This is a genomic window from Thermus tengchongensis (genome assembly GCF_021462405.1).
GTDB classification, from domain to species: Bacteria; Deinococcota; Deinococci; order Deinococcales; family Thermaceae; genus Thermus; species Thermus tengchongensis.
In genome coordinates, this window is the sequence record NZ_JAKEDU010000007.1 from 1 (window position 1) to 19,777 (window position 19,777).

At 64.1% G+C, this 19,777-nt stretch carries 15 protein-coding genes; 8 read left to right on the forward strand and 7 right to left on the reverse strand.

The annotated features are described in order from the left end of the window. Positions 1-173 precede the first annotated feature (173 nt). Positions 174-917: a DUF554 domain-containing protein gene (locus tag L1087_RS09005; RefSeq protein WP_234558578.1), complete on the reverse strand. Its 744-nt coding sequence runs from the start codon at positions 915-917 to the stop codon at positions 174-176. A gap of 18 nt (positions 918-935) precedes the next feature. Between L1087_RS09005 and mnmD the strand changes: the two genes are divergently transcribed. Then, positions 936-1,598 (forward strand): tRNA (5-methylaminomethyl-2-thiouridine)(34)-methyltransferase MnmD, encoded by a 663-nt coding sequence (gene mnmD, locus L1087_RS09010; RefSeq protein WP_234558579.1) that lies wholly within the window; start codon positions 936-938, stop codon positions 1,596-1,598. Here the strand turns inward: mnmD and L1087_RS09015 are convergent. Further along, positions 1,498-2,682, reverse strand: a complete 1,185-nt coding sequence (locus tag L1087_RS09015; RefSeq protein ID WP_135260911.1) for a polysaccharide deacetylase family protein — start codon at positions 2,680-2,682, stop codon at positions 1,498-1,500. The genes mnmD and L1087_RS09015 overlap by 101 nt on opposite strands. Continuing rightward, positions 2,673-3,839 carry an MFS transporter gene (locus tag L1087_RS09020; protein WP_234558582.1) on the reverse strand — a complete coding sequence of 389 codons (1,167 nt, stop codon included), beginning with the start codon at positions 3,837-3,839 and terminating at the stop codon, positions 2,673-2,675. Before L1087_RS09020 ends, L1087_RS09015 begins: the two co-directional genes overlap by 10 nt. Positions 3,840-3,853: 14 nt before the next feature. Between L1087_RS09020 and L1087_RS09025 the strand changes: the two genes are divergently transcribed. Beyond that, positions 3,854-4,537, forward strand: a complete 684-nt coding sequence (locus tag L1087_RS09025) for a glycosyltransferase family 2 protein (RefSeq protein WP_234558584.1) — start codon at positions 3,854-3,856, stop codon at positions 4,535-4,537. Here L1087_RS09025 and L1087_RS09030 read toward each other — a convergent pair. After that, positions 4,476-5,687 carry a glycosyltransferase family 4 protein gene (locus L1087_RS09030; protein ID WP_234558586.1) on the reverse strand — a complete coding sequence of 404 codons (1,212 nt, stop codon included), beginning with the start codon at positions 5,685-5,687 and terminating at the stop codon, positions 4,476-4,478. The two genes, L1087_RS09025 and L1087_RS09030, sit on opposite strands and share 62 nt — an antisense overlap. Before the next feature lie 48 nt (positions 5,688-5,735). Between L1087_RS09030 and L1087_RS09035 the strand changes: the two genes are divergently transcribed. Further along, positions 5,736-6,881 carry a glycosyltransferase family 4 protein gene (locus tag L1087_RS09035; protein WP_326490721.1) on the forward strand — a complete coding sequence of 382 codons (1,146 nt, stop codon included), beginning with the start codon at positions 5,736-5,738 and terminating at the stop codon, positions 6,879-6,881. On the opposite strand, the gene L1087_RS09040 is transcribed toward L1087_RS09035, so the two are convergent. After that, the gene (locus L1087_RS09040) at positions 6,874-7,947 is read right to left on the reverse strand and encodes a glycosyltransferase family 4 protein (RefSeq protein WP_234558587.1); all 1,074 of its coding nucleotides are present in this window, start codon (positions 7,945-7,947) and stop codon (positions 6,874-6,876) included. The genes L1087_RS09035 and L1087_RS09040 overlap by 8 nt on opposite strands. A gap of 717 nt (positions 7,948-8,664) precedes the next feature. On the opposite strand from L1087_RS09040, the gene L1087_RS09045 reads away from it, so the two are divergent. Further along, on the forward strand, positions 8,665-9,501 hold the full coding sequence (locus L1087_RS09045) for a DegV family protein (protein ID WP_234558589.1): 837 nt from the start codon (positions 8,665-8,667) through the stop codon (positions 9,499-9,501). A 25-nt stretch (positions 9,502-9,526) separates the two neighbouring features. Continuing rightward, complete coding sequence (gene mfd / locus L1087_RS09050; RefSeq protein WP_234558591.1) at positions 9,527-12,463, forward strand: transcription-repair coupling factor; 2,937 nt, start codon at positions 9,527-9,529, stop codon at positions 12,461-12,463. Here mfd and L1087_RS09055 read toward each other — a convergent pair. Both L1087_RS09055 and L1087_RS09060 read right to left on the reverse strand, forming a co-directional pair. Then, on the reverse strand, positions 12,460-13,014 hold the full coding sequence (locus L1087_RS09055; RefSeq protein WP_234553799.1) for a hypothetical protein: 555 nt from the start codon (positions 13,012-13,014) through the stop codon (positions 12,460-12,462). The genes mfd and L1087_RS09055 overlap by 4 nt on opposite strands. Before the next feature lie 12 nt (positions 13,015-13,026). Then, a complete protein-coding gene (locus L1087_RS09060) occupies positions 13,027-14,373 on the reverse strand; it encodes a hypothetical protein (RefSeq protein WP_234558593.1) in 1,347 nt (448 codons plus the stop codon). A 112-nt stretch (positions 14,374-14,485) separates the two neighbouring features. Here L1087_RS09060 and L1087_RS09065 point away from each other — a divergent pair, with 112 nt between their 5' ends. From L1087_RS09065 to L1087_RS09075, 3 genes are read left to right on the forward strand one after another with little or no spacing between them, the layout of a single operon-like run. Next, on the forward strand, positions 14,486-16,777 hold the full coding sequence (locus L1087_RS09065; RefSeq protein ID WP_234558595.1) for a 3-hydroxyacyl-CoA dehydrogenase/enoyl-CoA hydratase family protein: 2,292 nt from the start codon (positions 14,486-14,488) through the stop codon (positions 16,775-16,777). 13 nt (positions 16,778-16,790) lie between these two features. Continuing rightward, complete coding sequence (locus L1087_RS09070) at positions 16,791-17,984, forward strand: thiolase family protein (RefSeq protein WP_038042383.1); 1,194 nt, start codon at positions 16,791-16,793, stop codon at positions 17,982-17,984. A 10-nt stretch (positions 17,985-17,994) separates the two neighbouring features. Next, a complete protein-coding gene (locus L1087_RS09075) occupies positions 17,995-19,728 on the forward strand; it encodes an acyl-CoA dehydrogenase family protein (protein ID WP_234558597.1) in 1,734 nt (577 codons plus the stop codon). Positions 19,729-19,777 lie beyond the last annotated feature (49 nt).

Genomic DNA, 19,777 nt, shown 5'->3' on the forward strand with positions numbered 1-19,777 from the left:
TACAGTCCGCAGTACAACCCGGTGGAGACGGTGTGGCGGCGAGTGAAGGGGTGGTTGCTGCCGCGGCGGTACTACGGGAGCGTGGAGGAGCTGAGGCGAGGGGTGGAGGAGGCGTTGAGGAAACTGCAGGAGCGCCTGGAGAGGGAAGTGGGGCAAAGTCTATGCATGGCTACTTAGGAGAGGAGGCCTGCCAGCCACCACACCAGGGGGGCAAGGAGAAGGGCGGGCAAAAAGGAGCCCACCCGCACCCGGGTGAGCCCCAGGAGGTTGATGCCCACGCCCAGCACCATGAGCCCCCCCACCCCCGTGACCAAGAGCACCCGGGGGTCGGCGGCGGGGTCGGGCAGGGCCTGGCTCAAGGTGCCGGCCAAGAGGGCCACGCCCCCTTGGTAAAGCAGGATGACCAGAACGCTAAAGCCCACCCCCACCCCAAAGGAGCTGGTGAGGGCGATGGCGGATAGGCCGTCCAAGGTGGCCTTGAGGAGGAGAAGGCTGGGGTCGCCCGTGAGGCCATTTTGGATGGACCCCAAAAGGGTCATGGGGCCCACGCAGAAGAGGAGGCTGGCCGCCACGAAGCCCTCGGTGAAGCTTCCCCCGCCCCTTACGGCCCGCTTGATCTTCTCTCCGATGCCCTCGAGGGTTTCCTCAATCCGCCACCACTCCCCAAGAAGCCCTCCCAGTACCAGAGCGATGAGCCCCAGGACCACCCCGTCTATGGCTCCGCCCTTGGCTTTCCCCAGGGCGTCGGCCATGGAGAACCCGATAAAAAGGGTGGTGAGTCCCACCCCCTGGACCATGATGCGGGCCATGCGTTCGGGGAGCCGGCCCTGAAGCAGCAGACCAAGCCCTGTGCCCAGGGTCACGGTGGCGGCGTTGGCCAGGGTTCCCGAGAGCTTGTCCAGAAGGCTGAGCTCCATGGGGGCTATTCTACGGGAGTGGAGCCCATCCTCACCCAGGACGGAACCCCCACCCTTTTCCATCCGGTCTACGGGGAGGCCTACCATCCCCGGCAAGGAGCCTTGCTCCAGGCCAGGCGGCTTTACCTGGAGAAGACCCTCACCCATCTCCATCCCGCTCCTAGGGTCCTCGAGGTGGGCCTAGGGCTTTTGGTGAACTTCCGGGTAACCTTGGAGAGCGCCCTCAGGCGGGGCGTGCGCCTAAGGTACCTGGCGGTGGAGCGGGAGCCCCTGCCCCCGGAGCTTTTGGCCCAGGTGCGCCTGCCCCTGAGCCGTGCGGAGGAGGTGTTTGAGGAACTGCTAAGGGGCTGGCCAGGGGAGCGTTTTTCTGGCCCTTGGGGCGAGCTGAGGGTGGTCTTCGGGGACGTGCGTGATGCCCCCTTGCCCCGGGGCTGGGCCACGGCGGTGTACCTGGACCCCTTCAGCCCGAGGGTGAACCCCGAGCCCTGGAGCCTCCCTGTTCTCCAGAGGCTCCGCGGGGCCTTGCGGCTTGGGGGCCGGCTCGCCACCTACTCCGCCCAAGGGGCCTTCCGCCTTGCCCTCAAGGAGGCGGGGTTTGCCCTTCACCGGGTGCCCGGGGTGGGGAAGCGGGAGTGGACGGTGGGAATCGCTCTAGGAACTCCTCCCGGGTTAGGTACATGAGGCTGGCCAAGGCTCTGCGCCTAAGCTGAGGCAGGTCGCCCCGGTAAAGCCACAACTGCCATGTAGTGGTGATGCCGGCTATCCACGTGAGGTAGCGGGGAAGGGGATAGGGATAGGGCTTAAATCCCAAGACCCGCATGGCCTCGGCTTGGTAGCTAAAGCCGTAGATGATTTCAGGTGCTTCCCCTGGGTTCTTGCTTATCCTTTCGGAAAGTTCGCGGAAGTTTCTCCGGGTGTACCGCAGAACCTCAAAGGGGCTAAGCTCTATGACCCGCTCTGAATCTATGTGCAGTTCCCAGGAGATCACCCCTTTGAAGGGGGCAAAGGGAAATGACTTGCGTTCGTACTTCAGATAATCAAAGGGTCCGTATGCTACCCGCTGTAGCCGGTGGGCTCGGTCGTAGCGCTCGTTGAACCCCTGCAACCCCCGGATTAGGGCTTGCCTGGGACCGAGGGGCGTGGGCTGAAGCTCGTCTAGGGTGACTGGCTGGTACCCCAGCTCATGTAGCTTTCCGAGGACTCGTTCCAGGAGCTCGAGGGTGCGCTGGGGTCCGTCGTGGAGAAGGACGATGGACCCGGGGCGCAGGTAGTAGAGGAGCCTTTCCGCCAAGGCCTCGGGGGGAAGATCCAGCCAGTCCTTGCTTTCCAAATCCCATAGGGCGATGCGCTTGCCCAGGAGGCGGGCGAAGAGGCGGGTGAAGGGGGTGTGGAGGCCGTGGGGGGGGCGGTAGTAGCGCCCTGGGTTCCGGCGCATGTGCTCCCATTCCAGCCAAGGCAGGAGGAGCTTCCAGGCTTGGTGCCACTCCCCGTGGTCCTCCACCTGGTGGCCCTCGCGCCTCAGGGCCTCCACCAAGTCCGGCCGGGCTCTGGCCTTCTCCCCTGTGAGGAAGAAGGTGGCCTTCACCCCATGGCGCCTGAGAAGTTCCAGGAGGGCCTCGGTGCGTTCTGAAGGGCCGTCGTCAAAGGTGAGGGCCACCTTGGGGGTGCGCCTCGAGGCGTGGGCGTAGGCCCCAAGGCCCAAAAAGCGGAAGAGAAGGTCCGAGACCCCGTAGAGCAGGAAAATCAGGCCCAGGATTATTTCCATCGCTTCCTCCAGAAAAGGAAAGCGTAAATGAGGCTAAGGGAGAGGAAGATGATGCTACCCGCCAGAAAGGGTGCCTTGATGCCGAAGGTTTGCCACAAAAAACCTCCTACCGCAGGTCCTAAAGTTATCCCCAGCCCTTCCACGGTCATTAGGCCTCCCAATATGACTGCACGGTTTACATGAGGTAGGTTCTTTGCCAAAAAACCATTCCATCCAGATAGGGAAAAGCTGAAGCCTAGGCCCCCAAAGGCTGCTAATAGGATGAGTTCCCCTAAGCTGGGGTTAAAGGCTAGGCGGGCCATTAATAGGGCCGAAAGGAAAAATCCGCCTACCAGAGCAACATGGTAGCCCGTTTTGTCAACGTGGCGACCAGTAAAGGGCAAAAGGCCAAAGGCTAAGCTTCCTCCCAAAAGGAGGAGCCCTCCAAAGGCGATGGGCTCGAGGCCGAGCTCCTCCTTGGCGAACCGCAAGATGAAGAGGGAAACCAACGCGGGGGCGAAGGTCTGGCCGAAAGCAGCAGGTAGAAAGAGGAAAAGGCGCTTGAGGGGATAGGTTTCCCTTGTTCTTTTGGGCATGGGGATGTGGAAAGAGAAAAGACTTACAGCTAGGAGAAAGATTATCACCTGGGCTGTGATGAGCAAGGTCAGAGCAACCTCAGGTTCTCTTTGGGCCACCTGGCCGATGCCCACTAAACCAACACCTGTCCATGGGACCAACAGGACGGAAGTATAGGACAAAGCTCTGGCCTCCCGCCCAGGTATGGCGATGCGGCTGGCCAGGGTCATGAGTCCAGGGTAGAGGGTGGACATGGTGAGGCCCCAGAGGATGGCAAGGCCCCAAAGCAGCCAGCCCACGTTGGCCTTGGGGGTGAGAAGAAGCGTTACTAGACCTGTGAAGGCCGCTATGGTGATGGTACGACCAAAGCCCAACTTTTCGGCCATTAGTCCCCCGAAAGTCTTGGAGAAGTTTTCGGCAAGTTGGTGGAAGGTGAAAGCCAGGGTGAAAACGGCGGGGGCAAGTCCCAAGTGTTCAGGGGCGTAAAAAGGCAGTAGACCAGCGAAAAAGCCGGTGCGTACACCCTCCATGAGACCTACCGCAAGTAGGAGGCGAAGGAAGACAAAGAGCCCTTCTTTGGCCCACGGCAGATAGCGAAACACGCTAAAGTATACCCGTGCGCATCAGCGTGGTGATCCCCGCCCACAACGAGGAGGCCTACTTGCCCCAGTGCCTCGAGGCGGTGCTGGCCCAAAGCCTGCCCCCCTTTGAGGTGATCGTGGTGGACAACGCTTCCACCGACCGCACCCGGGAGGTGGCGGAGGCCTTTGGCGTGCGGGTGGTGTACTGCGCCAAGAAGGGCGTGGCCCACGCCCGTCAGGCGGGGCTTTTGGCCGCCCGGGGGGAGTGGGTGGCCATGACCGACGCCGACTCCCTGCCTACCCCCACCTGGCTCCAGGCCCTGGCGGAGCGCGCCCCCGGGGCGGTGGCCCTCTACGGCCCCTTGCGCTTTTACGGGGTTTCGGCTTGGGAAGCCGCCCTTTCCGAATGGGGCTACCGGGCCTTCTTGCGCCTCATGGCCCTTTTGGAGCGGCCCAACCTGGCGGGGGCCAACATGATGGTCCTGAAGGAGGCGGCCTTGAAGGCGGGCGGGTTTCCCGAGGTGGAGGCCCGGGAGGACGTCCTCCTGGGCTGGAAGCTCAGGCACCTAGGCCCGGTGCGCTACGTACCCCAAGCCCTGGTCCTCACCTCGGCCCGCAGGCTGAAAGGCGGCTGGGGCCGCTTCCTCCTCCGGCAGGCTAGAAACTTCCTGGGCGATCCTCGAGGGTACTTCGGGGAAGGCGGGGAAAGGGAAAGATAAGCCTTTTGGGCTCCACCCGCAGGATCTCGCCCGCTTCGTCGTAGACCGCCACGATTCTTTCCGCGATGCGCTCCGCCGAGCGCTCCAAGGCCCAGGCACGGGCTTGGAGGCTGAAGCGCCGCCGCTTTTCCTCGTCCATAAGGAGCTCCAAAGCCCTTTCCGCCAGGGCCTGGAAGTCCCCTGGGGGCACCAGGTATCCCGTCTTCCCCTCCTCCACTCCCTCCAGCACCCCCTCCGCCCCCACGGCCACCACCGGCACCCCCATGGCCTGGGCTTCCCAGACCACGAGGCCCTGGGTTTCCGTCTCGCTGGCGAAGAGGAAGAGCTCGGCCATACGGTAGTAGCCGCCGATCTTCCCGTAGGGCACGGGGCCCAAAAAGCGCACCCGCTCGGCGATGCCGAGTGCTTTGGCCAGGTGCTTTAGGGCGTGGAGCTCCGGGCCTTCCCCGATGTGCACCAAGAAGACGTCCACCTTTTTGGCCAGCTCAGCCACCGCTTTCAGCACCACGTCAAAGGACTTTTCCTTCCCCAGGCGCCCCACGGTGATGAGGCGGCGCTTGCCCTCCGGCCAGGGGGAAGGGGAGGGGAGGGGGGCTTCCTCCAGGAGGCGGTTGTCGATCCCGGTGGGGATGACCCGGATGGGGCGCTCGATGCCGTAGCTTTCTGCCAGGCGCCTCACGGGCTCGGTGGGGGCGATGACCACCTCCACCCGGTTGTAGAAGGCCTTGGCCAGGCGGGGTACGATGCCCGTGTACTTGTCCAGGATGGCCAATCCCGGGACGTAGTGGGCGTACTTCTCGTAGTGGGTGTGGAAGGTGGAGACGTGGGGCAGGCCTTTGTTCCGGGCGATCCTGAGGCCCCAGACCCCCAGGGTGAGGGGGGTGTGGGTGTGGATGAGCTCAAACTTCGTGGGCAGGTAGCGGGCGGAGGGCAGGGCGATCTGCTGCCCTTCGTAGAAGGGGTAGGCCACGGAGGGCACCCGGATCACCCCTTCCTCGCCCTCGGGGGCCTCGGGATGGCGGGGGGCGATGACCCAGGCCTCGTGGCCCATGCGGCGGAGCTCCCGCAAAAGCAGGTAAACGCTGGTGGTAACCCCGTTGGGGTTGGGGAAGTAGACGTCGGTGAAGAGGCCTACGCGGTAGAGGCGCATCCGGAGTATTGTAAGGTACTTTTGGTCATGCTACCTTGGATAAGGTAGTTGCTTGAGGGGGAAGTTGTGTCCAAGAACTGTCTAGCGGTAATCATAAATCCCAAGCCTGTGACATTTGAGGGCGGGGGGGAAAAGTTTGCTCTGCTTTTAGGAGATGTGCTTCAAAAAGAGGGATGGAATGTGGAGTTCGCCCGTCCTTTGGGACGGGTGCCAAGCCAAATAGATTTGCTTGTGCTAAATGGAGCACAGGGAACAGGCTTGCTGTGGGCTCGCCGCTGGATAGAGCGATCTAAGTGGGTTTGGGTAATTCCTCATGAGGCGCTGAGGCAAGAAATCAATATGTTGGGAATCTATCCTGGACGTTTACTAGATGAGATTGTTGCGGGTATCCTGCCCTTGGCTTTCAAGTATTGGACACGTCATAGAGGGCGCCGCGTTACACTTATTGCGGTAGGCCAACAAAATGCCCTTCATTTAAAAGAGTGGTTTGGCACTGAGCCGGAGTATATTCCCAATGGTGTGGGGAACTTGGTTTTCGAGGAATCAAGTCGAGTGCGCGGACTGCTTGACTCAATTCAAAAGAAAAGGGGGAATCTAGCGGCTGGAAAGTGGCTTGGATTGATTGTTTCCCGGTGGGACTACACAAAAAACCCCGAGGGTATTGTAAAAATAGCTAGGTCAACGCCGGAGAACGTGCGCCTCATCGTGCGATCAACGCCAGATGGGCTTTTTGCCCTAAGAAAGAGGTTGGGTCTATTGAGATGGCCGCCATTGACGCATCCGCGAGTGACATGGGTGGAGTATCCCCTTTCGAGGGAGGAAGTATTGGCTTTAATGCGGGATGCGGATTTTTTAATCTTACCAAGCAAGTACGAATCGTTTCCTTATGTCGCGTTAGAAGCTGCCGCTGTCGGAACATTGCCTTTTCTGACGCCTGTGGGTTTAGGATGGGAGTTTAGCAAGGATCCGCTTCTTGCGCGTCTGATATTGCCTTTGCCACCACACGGCCGCATGACTGCTAGTGAAAGTTGGCAACAGATTCTTTCTGTATTAAGCGATAAGCCTTTGGTTAGGGAACTTAAGTCTGCCCTAAGAGAACTTTCAATGCGCTATTCTCTTGAAAATTGGGAAGACCGGATACGGCGTCTCTTATATCAAGACATGGAGAAGTTATGTGACAGGATATCTAAATAAGCGCTGCGATTTCGTTCAAGGTAGACAAAAGCCGAGGCAGATAGAAATCCAGGTTGTGGTGCAAAACCACATAGGCCCTTGCGTTGTTGCCAAGCTCTTCTCTGTTTTCTAAGGCATATAAGATCCACTTAGCCATGTGCTTAGGTTCTGGTGGTGATAGGACACCGGTCTGCCTGTGATTTATGATTTCACGCTGAGCTGGTATATCTGAAGTAATCACGGGTAGGCCGCATGCCATCGCCTCGAGAGTCGATAGCGACTGATTCTCGCCTAATGTAGGTTGCAGAACAGCATCCGCTGCCGCATAAACATTTGGCATATCGTACCGTTTGCCTAGAAAAAACACGTTGCCTAGCCTAAGAGCTTTTTGGGCAAGGCGTACCGGGCCTTCTAGTTCACCGGTGCCTACATAGGCAAAGTCTATTTCTGGAAGAAGTTGCGCTACCCTCAGGGGGAGAAAGGGGTTCTTTTCAGGACTGAGCCGACCAGGTATAAGTATGAGGTCTTTTTCGGGCCTTAAGCCCAAAGATTCCTTTCTTTCTCGGCGATTTTCTTTTGAAAGCTCTGGGCGGAAACGGTGTACATCTACGGCATTAGGTACTGCGTAAACCTGAGCTAAGCCATAAAAGTCCTGCAAAAATGACTTTGCCCAGTGAGAAACTGTGATAATTGCACGCGCATTTTGTAGGTTCGGCACCTGGAGGTAGCGGTAACCTAGGCGGTACAAAAATTGAAACGGCTGTGGGTAATAAATGTCGACTTGATCGTGAACGAGCAGAACTAAATTCTTTTTGCCAAAAGTTGAGAAAAAGCGGCGATAGCTGAAGGGCCCATAACCCGTTATGAGCGGCAAGTAGCCATGTTGAAAGAAGGTGACGTCAAATGGGTGAGTCACGTGGATGCTATGTTGCCTGAGCTCGTCGATAATGGGGATTAAGTGCGGCAAGTTCCTAAGACCGACTGCAACTGAGATGCCGCTTGCAGACAGACGAAGGGCGATGTCTCGTAGATAGGTAAGAACACCCCCGATGAGAGGTGTATCGGTAGCTATAAAAATCCCCTTCATAACACTCTTTAGTATAGGCCTAATTCCCCTTTTCGGATATTCAACGTATACCCCCTTGACGAGCCAAAGGAAAAGGGGGTGTTTGGTGATGTGTGGAAGAACACCAGATGCCCCCTTTCATCCTACCGCTGCCCCTGGAGGAGCTGGTCTCCCTGCTCCTACCTTTGGTTCCAAGCTCGCCTGCCAGCACCGGAGAGAAAACCCGGCAGGCCCAGAACCTTCTCCGATCTCAGCCTTCTCCTCTTCCACCTGGTCCGCGCCCTCCTGGGCTTCTCCACCGAGCGCCTGCGCCGGGAACTGGCCCGCAACCCCGGCCTCCGCAGGCGCCTGGTCCTAAGACGCGTTCTCTCCGCCTCCACCTTGAGGGAGCCGGAGGCTACCCTGGCACCACCTGCGGGTAGGGAAGCGGGTGGGCCGGAAAAGGCGTGGGCTAGCCATGGACTCCACCCTCCTTCCTGCCCAATTGCTGGTCCTGCAGGTGACCCCTGTTTTCCTTCCCACGACTACCCTTTCGGCTGGCGAGGAGACGGAGGCTGAAGGTGGTGGGGCAGGTGGGGGTGTGGGTGATGGCCTGGAGTCTGGTGGCCCAGCTTCTTGGGGAGGCGGGTCTACCCATCACCCGAGTGTTGCGGGCGGTGGCGTGAGCTGGGTATGCGGGTGAATATCCGAAAGGGGGGTATAAACCATCCTCACTTGACTCGGTATAAGATGGGAGGCGTGGAACTTGGCCTCGTGACCGACACCGCCGCGGACCTCTCCCCCAAGGTGCTCCAGGAGGAGGCGGTGGGGCTCGTGCCCATCTACGTTCACCTCATGGGGCGCCGCTACAAGGATTGGCAGGAACTCACCCCCGACGCCCTCTACCAGGCCATGCGGGCGGGGGCGGAGCCGGTGACCGAGCCCCCGGGGGTGGAGGACTTCGCCGAGATCTACGAGCGCTACCTCCAGGTCTACGACCGCTTGCTGTCCATCCATGTTTCGGGCGAGCTCTCCAAGACGGTGGAAAGGGCGCGGGAAGCGGCCTTGAAGGTGGCGCCCACCCGTATCCGGGTGGTGGACTCGGGCATGGTCTCCGCGGGCCTGGGGGCCATGGTCCTCCGGGCGGTGGAGATGCTTAGGCGAGGGGCGGAGGAGGAGGCCATCGTGCGGGAGATGGAGAGGATGCGCCGCTCCAGCCTCTTCTTCAGCGTGGCGGACCTCTCCCACCTCGCCAGGAACGGCCGCCTGCCCCGCTTTGGGGAGGTGGTGGGGAACCTCCTGGGCCTGAGGCCCATCCTGCGCATCGAGAAGGGGCATATTCGCTTTTTACGGGTAGCCCGGGAGAGCGCCGTGCCCGAGGCTTTGGCCCGGCTGGTGCTGGAGGAGTTTCAAGGGCGTTCGGCCCGCATCACCATCGCCCACACTGACGCCAAGAGCGAGTGGCTGGAAGAGCTCAAAAAGGGCCTGGAAAGCGCTTTGCGTTTGGAAAGGGGCCGCATCACCCGCTCCGGGGCCACCATCGCCGCCAACGTGGGCCTGGGGGCTTTGGCGGTCCACGCCTACGCGGTAGAATAGCCTTTGGCCTTCGGGCCTTTAGCCCATGGAAGTCGCCCTGGAGAGGCTTTACGGCCACCGCCTGGCCCTGCCGCAGGTGGTGGCGGCCAGGCTCTTTGCCCAAGAGCGGCCCCCGGCGGTCCTCCTGGCCCCGGAGGACCGGCTCCGCCGCTACCGGGACCTTTCCGCCTTTGGGGTGCCGGTGTACGTGAACCCGGGCCTCGAGGCCCTGGAGGAAAGGGCCCTTTTCGTCTTCTCCTACGAGGAGGCCCTGGCTCCCTTCCCCGAGGACCCCACGGCCTGGCGCCTGGTCCTGGAGGTGGGTCGGAGCTACCCTAGGACGGAGCTTTTGGACCGCTTCCTGAGGATGGGCTATGCCCGGGACGAGGACTACCGGGTGCTGGGGGAGGTTTTGGAGCTAGGGGAGGTGCGCCTGGAGTTTTTCGGGGAGGAGCTGGAAAGGCTTTTGGTGGCGGGAGAGGCGAGGCGGCGCCACGTCCTCCTGCCCAAGCCGGGGAAGGCGGAGGGCTTCACCTCCAAGAAACTCCGGCACTTTCCCGGGCCCGTCTACCTGGACACCCCCGCCCTGGTCCCCAAGGACCTTTGGCCCCTCCTCGAGGGGCGCCCCTGGGTGGCCCTGGGGGGCGGGGTGGAGCTTCCCCCTTTGGACCTGGGCGTGCGGCCCCTCGCTCCCTACCGGGGGAGCCTCAAGGCCCTGGAGAAGGACCTGGGGCGCTGGCTTTCCGAGGGCAAGCGGGTCCACCTCTTCGTGGGCCATGCCCGCACCCTGGAGTACCTTAGAAGGCGCCTCGCCGCCTTTGACCCCCTGGTGCTGGAGCGCTTCCCCGGACCCAAGGGGAGGCTTTCCCTGGTACCCGGCCCTTTTGAGGGAGGGGCGGAGTGGGGGGAGGAGGTCCTCCTCACCGAGGCCCTGGTCTTCGCCACGGGAAGCGTGCGGGGGCGGCTTAGGGTGGGGGAGGGGCTTTCCGACCCTGGGGCCCTCGCCCCTGGGGACTTCCTCATCCACCCCGATCACGGCATCGGCCAGTACCTGGGCCTGGAAACCCGGGAGGTCCTGGGGGCCAAGCGGGACTACCTGGTGCTGCGCTACAAGGGGGAAGGGAAGCTATACCTGCCGGTGGAGCAGCTGCCCCTTCTCAAGCGCCACCCCGGCACCACGGATGACCCTCCGGAACTTTCTTCCCTGGGCAAAGGGGAGTGGCAGCGGCTTAGGGAGAAGGCCAGGAAGGATGTGGAGGAGTTGGCGGCACGGCTTCTCGTCCTCCAGGCCAAGCGCAAGGCCACCCCGGGCCGGGCCTTTCCCCCCTTGCCCGATTGGGACCCCTTGGTGGAGAGGGGCTTCCCCTATGAGCTCACCCCCGACCAGCGGCAGGCCCTGGAGGAGGTTTTGCGGGACCTCGAGGCCCCCTACCCCATGGACCGCCTGGTTTCCGGGGACGTGGGCTTCGGCAAGACCGAGGTGGCCCTAAGGGCCGCCCACCGGGTGGTGGGGCATGGGGCCCAGGTGGCCCTCTTGGTGCCCACCACCCTCCTGGCCGAGCAGCACGGGAAGACCTTCCGCGAGCGCTTCGCCGGGCTTCCCGTGCGCATCGGGGTGCTTTCCCGCTTCACCCCCCCCAAGGAGGAGGAGGCCATCCTGAAGGGCCTGCGGGAGGGCAGCGTGGACATCGTCATCGGCACCCACCGCCTCCTCCAGCCGGACGTGGGCTTCAAGGACCTCGGCCTCCTCATCGTGGACGAGGAGCACCGCTTCGGGGTGGCCCAGAAGGAAAGGATCCGGGAGCTGAAGGCCGAGGTGGACACCCTCTACCTCTCCGCCACCCCCATTCCCCGTACCCTCTATTCCGCCCTGGTGGGCCTTAAGGATCTTTCCAGCATCAAGACCCCTCCCCCGGGCCGGAAGCCCATCCGCACCTTCCTCGCTCCCTTTGATCCCCTATTGGTACGGGAGGCCATCCTCCTGGAACTGGAAAGGGGGGGCAAGGTCTTTTACGTGCACGATCGGGTGGCCTCCATAGAGGCGAGGAGGCGTTACCTGGAAAACCTGGTGCCCGAGGCCCGCATTGGGGTGGTGCACGGCCAGATGCCAGAAGGGCTTGTGGAGGAGACCATGCTCCTCTTCGCCGAGGGGGCCTACGACGTCCTTTTGGCCACCACCATCATCGAGTCGGGCTTGGACGTGGGCGAGGCCAATACCATCCTCATTGAGCGGGCCGACCGCCTGGGCCTGGCCACCTTGTACCAGCTCCGGGGCCGGGTGGGGCGGCGGGAGCAGGAGGCCTACGCCTACCTCTTCCACCCGCCCAGGCTCACCGAGGCGGCGGAGAAGCGCCTTTCGGCCATCGCCGACCTCTCCGACTTGGGAAGCGGCCACCTCCTGGCGGAAAAGGACATGGAGATCAGGGGCGTGGGGAACCTCCTCGGGCCCGAGCAGCACGGGCACATCCGGGCGCTTTCCCTGGAGGTCTACACCGAGCTACTGGAGGAGGCCATCCGCAAGCTCAAGGGGGAGGTGAAGGAGGAAAGGCCCCAGGTGACGATAGACCTGGCCCTCTCCGCCCGGCTTCCCGCGGAGTACGTGCCGAGCCTCGAGGCCCGAAGCCGCTACTACAGCCGCTTCGCCGAGGCCAAGAGCCTGGCCGAGGTCGCCCGGTTGGTGCGGGAGCTCAAGGAGCGTTACGGGCCCCTTCCCGAGGAGGCGGAGAACTTCGTCCAGCTCACCCGGCTCCGCCTGGTGGCCCAGAGGAAAGGGGTGCTCTCCCTCACCGAGGACCTCACCCACCTCCAGGCGGTCTTCCCCCGCTGGCCCCTGGACTACGACGCCAAGGCCTTGCGCCAACTGCCCTTCCGGGTGGAGCTCACCCAGTACCCCCCCGGCTTCCGCCTGGAGAAGAAGGGGTTAAAGCCCCGGGAGTACCCCGAGGCCCTCCTGCAGGCGCTCTACCTCTTCGCCGACCGCTAGGGGTTGGGGATGAGGTTGAAAAGCTTCAGGCGCAGGACCACCTCCCCTTGCGTGAGGGTGTAGTCCACCTTCTCCCCGCTCAGGTTCAAGCGGGCCCCGATGCGGAAGCTCCCCGCCTTCACCAGGTCAAAGGCGGGGTTGCCGGGGGCCAGGTCCAGGGAAAGGTCCAGGGTTCCCGTGGTCCCGGGGTCGAGGGTGAGGCTTACCCTTTTGGCCTCCAGGTCCCCGTCCACGCCATCGTAGAGGTTGGTGTCCCCTTCCGGGCCCATGCGCACCTCGAGGTCCACCTGCGCGGGAAGGGTGCCCGTGTTGGCGACCTCCGCCTTGACCCTGACCGTCCCCTCCAGCAGGGCCTCCGCCCCAGGAACGGGAACGAGCTGGCCCGCGGGGTCATCGGGGACCTGTACCTCAGCGGTGGTGAGGTCCAGGGTGCCGGAGCGGTTGGCCTCGGGCACGAAGCTCAGGAAGTCCACCTCGATGCGGTGGACGGTGTGGCCGCTGCAGGCGGCCAGGGCCAGAAGGAGCGTGGTGAGCATCAGGAAGCGCTTCATGATCTCCTCCCTTTAGAAACCTACGGCCAAGGCCAGGCCGTAGACGGTTCCCCCCACCAAAGGCGCCTGGTGGGTGGTGAGGGCCAGGTCCAGGGTCACGGCTTCCAGGTTCAAGCCCGCCCCTAGGCCGAAGCGGAGGCCGCCCTCCACTCCCAGGCCGGTGCGCAGGGCCACGGGGCCCAGGGCGTACTCCAGGCCCAGGTGGAAGGCGGGGGCGGTGGCCCCGAAGCTGGCGTCGGCGGCCAACAGAAGCTCGCCCACCTCGAGGGGCAGGCGGTAGGCGCCGTTTAGGAAGAAGGCGGGTGCGGAAAAGCCCGAGCGCCGGGTAGTGGGGGTGCGGGTTTCGTGGCCGTCTTTCACCTCTACTTCTACCCCGCTCCACTGGCTGAAGCCCAGGAGGTTCCGCACCCCGAGGCCAAAGGCGTACTGCCCTCCGTCCACGGCCACCCCCAGGTCGGCCCGTACCCCATAGCCCAAGCCGCTTCCGCCCAAGCCGAGGGAGCTTTCCAGGTACTCGGGGTAGCTCAGGAAGTAGCGGGTTTCGTAGCTCACCCCGTTCACGTTGCCGTCCGGGTCAAAGGTGGGCCGGGCTAGACCTGAGGCCTCCACGTACCCCAGGCCGTAAAAGCCCTCGCCCCTCACTCCCAGGTACACCCGACCCAGGCCGGGCACCTCCGGAAGGGGGGTAGCGAACCCCAGGGCCAAGCTGATCCCCGAGGCGAAGGCGCCCCCAGCTTCCAGATGGCACGGCGAGGGGGTGCTGGCTTTACAAGGATCGAGGGATCCGCCGACTAGGGCTTGGGCCAGCTCGGGACTCGGGCGCACCCGGACGCCCTGGGTTCCCGCAAAAGGACCCACGGAGAGGTAGGTTCCAGGCCCCAGGTCCATGCCCAGGGAAAAGAGGGGAGCGGGGATGAGCGCGGTGGGCTTTTCCGGGGTGCCCCCCACCTGGAAAGAGGGGAGGAGGGGATTGCCTCGCCCATCGGTGATGGCCAGCCCATCCGCCTTCACCCGGAAGACCACCTCATCGGGGCTACGGGCTGGGTTCAGGAGGAAGCTTCCCAGGTGGGAGGCCTGGTCGTAGAAGCTCAGGAGGTCGAAGGAGGTGCGAAAGGCGTTGGGATCGGTGAAGTAGGTGAAGGGGCTGGTGTCGCTGAAGGCGGGCAGGAACCGCAAGAGCCCCACCGGGAGGGCAAACCCTTCGCGCCCCCACGTGTCGGGAAAAGCGGCGTAAGCGGGGTTGCTGCCGGCAAACGAGGGGCCCGGCAGGGCGACCCCGCCCATGCCCAGACTGCGCACGCCCTGCGCCAGCCCGGCTCCTAGAAGGCTAAGCGTCAAAAGGACCGCGAGCTTTTTCATAGCACCCGCAATCTACCTCGGGGCCGTCCCCGCGTCAATCGGGATGTCCAAGACCCCCTTTGACACCCAAGGGGGGCTGGCGTAAACTTTGACTCAGTATAAGGAGGTGGCCATGATCAAGAAGGTGGGCGTGGTGGGCGCGGGAACCATGGGCAGCGGCATCGCCGCCCTGGTGGCCAGCGCCGGGATCCCCGTGGTCCTCCTGGACATTCCCGGCCAGGAGGACCGGAACGAGCTGGCCAAGCGGGGCCTGGAGCGGGCCCTAAAGGCCAAGCCCGCGGCCTTCATGGACCCCGACCTGGCCCGGTATGTGGAGATCGGCAACACCGAGGACCACCTGGAGAAGCTCAAGGACTGCGACTGGGTGGTGGAGGCCATCATCGAGAAGCCGGAGCCCAAGCGGGCCCTCTACGAAAGGCTGGAAAGCCTCCTGAAGCCCACGGCCATCGTGAGCTCCAACACCAGCGGCATCCCCATGGCGGTGCTCCTCGAGGGGCGCTCCGAGGCTTTCCGCCGGCGCTTCCTGGGCACCCACTTCTTCAACCCCCCCCGGTACCTGCACCTCCTGGAGCTGATCCCCACCCCTGAGACCGACCCGGAGGTTCTAAAGGAAATCCGGCGCTTTGGGGAGCGCATCCTGGGGAAGGGCACGGTGCTGGCCAAGGACCGCCCCGGCTTCATCGCCAACCGCCTGGGGGTCTACGGGATGGTGCAGGCGGTGCGGCTTATGGAAAAGCACGGCCTCACCATCGACGAGGTGGACGCCCTCACCGGGCCCCTTCTGGGCCGGCCCAACTCCGCCACCTTCCGCACCGCCGACCTCACGGGGCTGGATGTGCTCAAGCTGGTCACCGAGGAGCTGGCCCAGGCCACGGGGGAGGACTTCACCCTGCCCGAATGGGTGTTGCGCCTGGTGGCGGAGGGGCGCCTGGGGGAGAAGGCGGGGGCGGGGTTCTACAAGCGGGTGGACGGGGAGATCTACACCTTGGATTACCGCACCCTGGAGTACGTGCCCCGGGCCAAGGTGGACCTCCCTGAGCTTAAGGCCCTTCGGGATCTGCCCCTGGCCGAGAGGCTTCCCAAGGTTCTGGAGCTTCCCGGCAAGTACGGGGCCTTCCTCAGCGAGCTCTTTGCCCGCACCGCCCACTACACCCTGGAGAAGGCCCCTGAGATCGCCTACGACCTGGTGGCGGTGGACCAGGCCCTGGAGTGGGGTTTTGGCTGGGAAGAAGGTCCTTTCAAGAACATGGACGCCCTGGGCCACGGGCGCCTCGAGGCCCTTTTCGCAGAGCACGGCCTTTCCAAGCCCGAGCTTTTGGGCAAGGCCCAGGGGGCCTTCTACCGCAACGGTACCTACCTGGGCTTTGACGGGGGCTACCACCCCCTGCCCAAGCGGGAAGGGGTTATTTCCCTGAAAGCCCTCAAGTCCGAGGGCAAGACCCTCCTGGAGGGGAAGGAGGCGGCCCTTCTGGACCTCGGGGACGGGGTGGCCCTCCTGGAGTTCCGCACCAAGATGAACGCCATCGGGGAGGGCGTGATCCGCATGCTCCAGAAGAGCCTGGAGTACGTGGAGGAGAAGGGCTATGTGGGCCTGGTCCTCGGCAACGAGGACCCCAGGGCCTTCTCCGCCGGGGCCAACCTGGCCCTCATCCTCTCCCTGGCCCAGGAGGGGGACTGGGACGAGCTTTCCTTGGCGGTGCGGCAGTTCCAGAAGGCCTCCATGTCCCTTCGCTATAGCCCCTTCCCCGTGGTGGTGGCCCCCTTCGGCCTCACTTTGGGGGGCGGCGCCGAGTTCACCCTGCATGCCGATGCCGTCCAGGCCCACGCCGAGCTCTACATGGGCCTGGTGGAGGCGGGGGTGGGGCTCCTCCCGGCGGGAGGCGGCACCAAGGAGATGCTCCTCCGCTTCACCGGGGAGCTTGCCCCCTACGAGGAGGCCGATCCCTTCGAGGGGGTGAAGCGGGCCTTTAACCTCATCGCCTTGGCCAAGACCTCCACCAGCGCCCTCGAGGCCAAGAAGCTGGGCTTCCTCCGCGACCGGGACCGGATCAGCATGAACCGGGACTTCCTCATCGCCGACGCCAAGCGCCGCGTCCTGGAGCTCGCCCCTGATTACCGCCCGCCCCTGCCTCCCAAAATCCGCGTGCTGGGGAGCGAGGCCTTGGGCAACCTGCGCTACGCGGTCTGGGCCTTCCGCGAGGCGGGGGAGATTACGGACCACGACATGCGCATCGGCCTGGAGATCGCCTACGTCCTCTCGGGTGGGGAAGGGGCGCCCAGGGAGGTCTCCGAGTGGGACCTTCTAGACCTAGAACGGGAGGCCTTCTTGAAGCTCCTCGGCACCCGGAAGACCCAGGAGCGGATTGCCTACACCTTGAAGACGGGCAAGCCCCTGAGGAACTGAATGAGGTGAAACCATGCGGGAAGCGGTAATCGTCAGTGCGGTTCGTAGCCCCGTGGCCCGGGGCAAGAAGGATGGGGCCTTGGCGGGCCTCCACCCCGTGGACCTCTCGGCCCAGGTGATGCGGGGAGCGGTGGAGCGCATCGGCCTGGACCCTCGGGAGCTTGAGGACGTCCTTTGGGGTTGCGCCATGCCCGAGGCGGCGCAGGGGCTCAACATCGCCCGGCTGGCCCTCTTGCGGGCGGGCTTTCCTGTGGAAGTGGCGGGAGCCACTATTAACCGCTTTTGCTCCAGCGGCCTCCAGACCATCGCCATGGCCGCTCAGGCGGTGATGACCGGGATGGCGGACGCGGTCTTGGCGGGGGGGGTGGAGATGATGAGCCAGGTGCCCATGTCCGGCTTCCACACCCGCCTCCACCCCGACCTCACCCCCACGGAGTGGAGCCCGGAAGCCTACTCCACCTACATCGGCATGGGCTTCACCGCGGAAAGGGTGGCGGAGCGCTTCGGCATCAGCCGGGAGGACCAGGACCGCTGGGCCTTAAGGAGCCACCAGCGGGCAGCAAAGGCCTGGGCGGAAGGGCGCTTTACCGAGGTGGTGCCCATCCGGGTGCCCAAGGTGCGCTACCAGGGCACCAAGAAGGTGGTGGAGGAAGCCCTTTTTGAGCGGGACGAGACCGTGCGGCCCGAGACCTCCTTGGAGGCTTTGGCCAAGCTCCGGCCCGCCTTCAAGAAGGGGGGCACGGTAACCGCGGGGAACGCCAGCCCCTACTCCGACGGGGCGGCGGCGGTGGTGGTCATGAGCCGGGAGAAGGCGGAGGCTTTGGGCCTTAAGCCCCTCGCCCGCTTCGTGAGCTTCGCCGTGGCCGGCGTGGAGCCCGACGTGATGGGCATCGGCCCCGTCAAGGCGGTGCCCAAGGCCTTGGAGCGGGCGGGCCTTACCCTGGACCAGATCGACCTTATCGAGTTCAACGAGGCCTTCGCCGCCCAGGTGCTGGCGGTGATGCGCACCCTGGGCCTGCCCGAGGAGAAGACCAACGTGAACGGCGGGGCCATCGCCCTGGGCCACCCCTTGGGGGCCACCGGGGCCAAGCTCACCGCCCAGCTCATTTCGGAGCTGGGGCGGCGGGGCGGAGGGTATGGCTTGGTAACCATGTGCATCGGCGGCGGCATGGGGGCCGCGGGTGTGTTTGAGGTGTATCCGGCGTAAGGAGGCCAAGATGACCGAGGAGAAAAAGCTTTGGCAAAAGGGTGGCGGCTGGCTTTTGGAGGCACCGGAGCGGGTCTACACCCCCGAGGACTTCGACGAGAGCGTCAAGGAGATCGCCCGCACCACCCGCACCTTCGTGGAGAAGGAGGTGCTTCCCCTCCTGGAGCGCATGGAGCACGGGGAGCTGGAGCTGAACGTGCCCCTCATGCGCAAGGCAGGGGAGCTTGGGCTTCTTGGCATCGACGTCCCCGAGGAATACGGGGGCCTGGACCTGCCCAAGGTGATCTCCACGGTGGTGGCGGAGGAGCTTTCCGGCTCGGGGGGTTTTTCCGTCACCTACGGGGCCCACACCTCCATCGGCACGCTGCCTTTGGTCTACTTCGGCACCGAGGAGCAGAAGCGGAAGTACCTCCCCAAGCTGGCCAGCGGGGAGTGGATCGCCGCCTACTGCCTCACGGAGCCGGGTTCGGGCTCGGACGCCCTTTCCGCCAAGACCCGGGCCACCCTTTCGGAGGACGGCCGGCACTACATCCTGAACGGGGTCAAGCAGTGGATCTCTAACGCCGGCTTCGCCCACCTCTTCACCGTCTTCGCCAAGGTGGATGGGGAGCACTTCACCGCCTTCCTGGTGGAGCGGGATACCCCCGGGCTCTCCTTTGGTCCCGAGGAGAAGAAGATGGGCATCAAGGCCTCCAGCACCCGCCAGGTGATCCTGGAGGATGTGAAAGTGCCCGTGGAGAACGTCCTGGGGGAGATCGGCAAGGGGCACAAGATCGCCTTCAACGTCCTCAACGTGGGCCGCTACAAGCTGGGGGCGGGGGCGGTGGGCGGGGCCAAAAGGGCCTTGGAGCTTTCCGCCAAGTACGCCAAGGAGCGCCACCAGTTCGGCCGCCCCATCGGAAGCTTCGGCCTCATCAAGCAGAAGCTCGGGGAGATGGCCTCCCGCATCTACGCCGCCGAAAGCGCCGTCTACCGCACCGTGGGCCTGATCGACGAGGCCTTGGTGGGCAAGAAGGGCCCTGAGGCGGTGATGGCGGGCATTGAGGAGTACGCGGTGGAGGCCAGCATCATCAAGGTGCTGGGCTCCGAGGTCCTCTCCTATGTGGTGGACGAGGGGGTGCAGATCCACGGGGGCTACGGCTACTCCCAGGAATACCCCATCGAGCGGGCCTACCGGGACGCCCGCATCAACCGCATCTTTGAGGGCACCAACGAGATCAACCGCCTCCTCATCCCCGGCATGCTCCTCAGGCGGGCCCTCAAGGGGCAGCTTCCCCTCTTCCAGGCGGCCATGCGGCTCCAGAAGGAGCTTTTGGAGCCCTCCTTTGAGGAGCCCGAGGACCTCGAGCTCCACCAGATCGCGGGCCTTAAGAAGCTCGCCCTCATGGTGGCGGGCCTGGCGGCCCAGAAGTACGGGCAAAAGGTGGAGGAGGAGCAGGAGGTCCTGGCGGCGGCGGCGGATATCCTCATCGACGCCTACGCCGCGGAAAGCGCCCTCCTCCGCGCCCGGAGGCTTGGGAGCGTGGCCCAGGCCATGGCCCGGCTCTACCTGCTCCAGGCCCTGGACCGGGCCCAGGTGGGGGCGCTTTCCGTGCTTCCCCGGCTGGTGGAGGGGGACGAGGCCCGGGTGGTCTACTCCGCGGCCCGCAGGCTCACCAAGCACGAGCCCGCCGACCTGGTGGCCTTGAGGCGGGAGGTGGCGGAGGCGGTCCTCGAGGCCGAGGGCTACCCCATCCCCCGCTAGAGGGTAAATGGCAGGACCCCCAGGGCGTCCCGGGGGTCTTTTCTTGGTT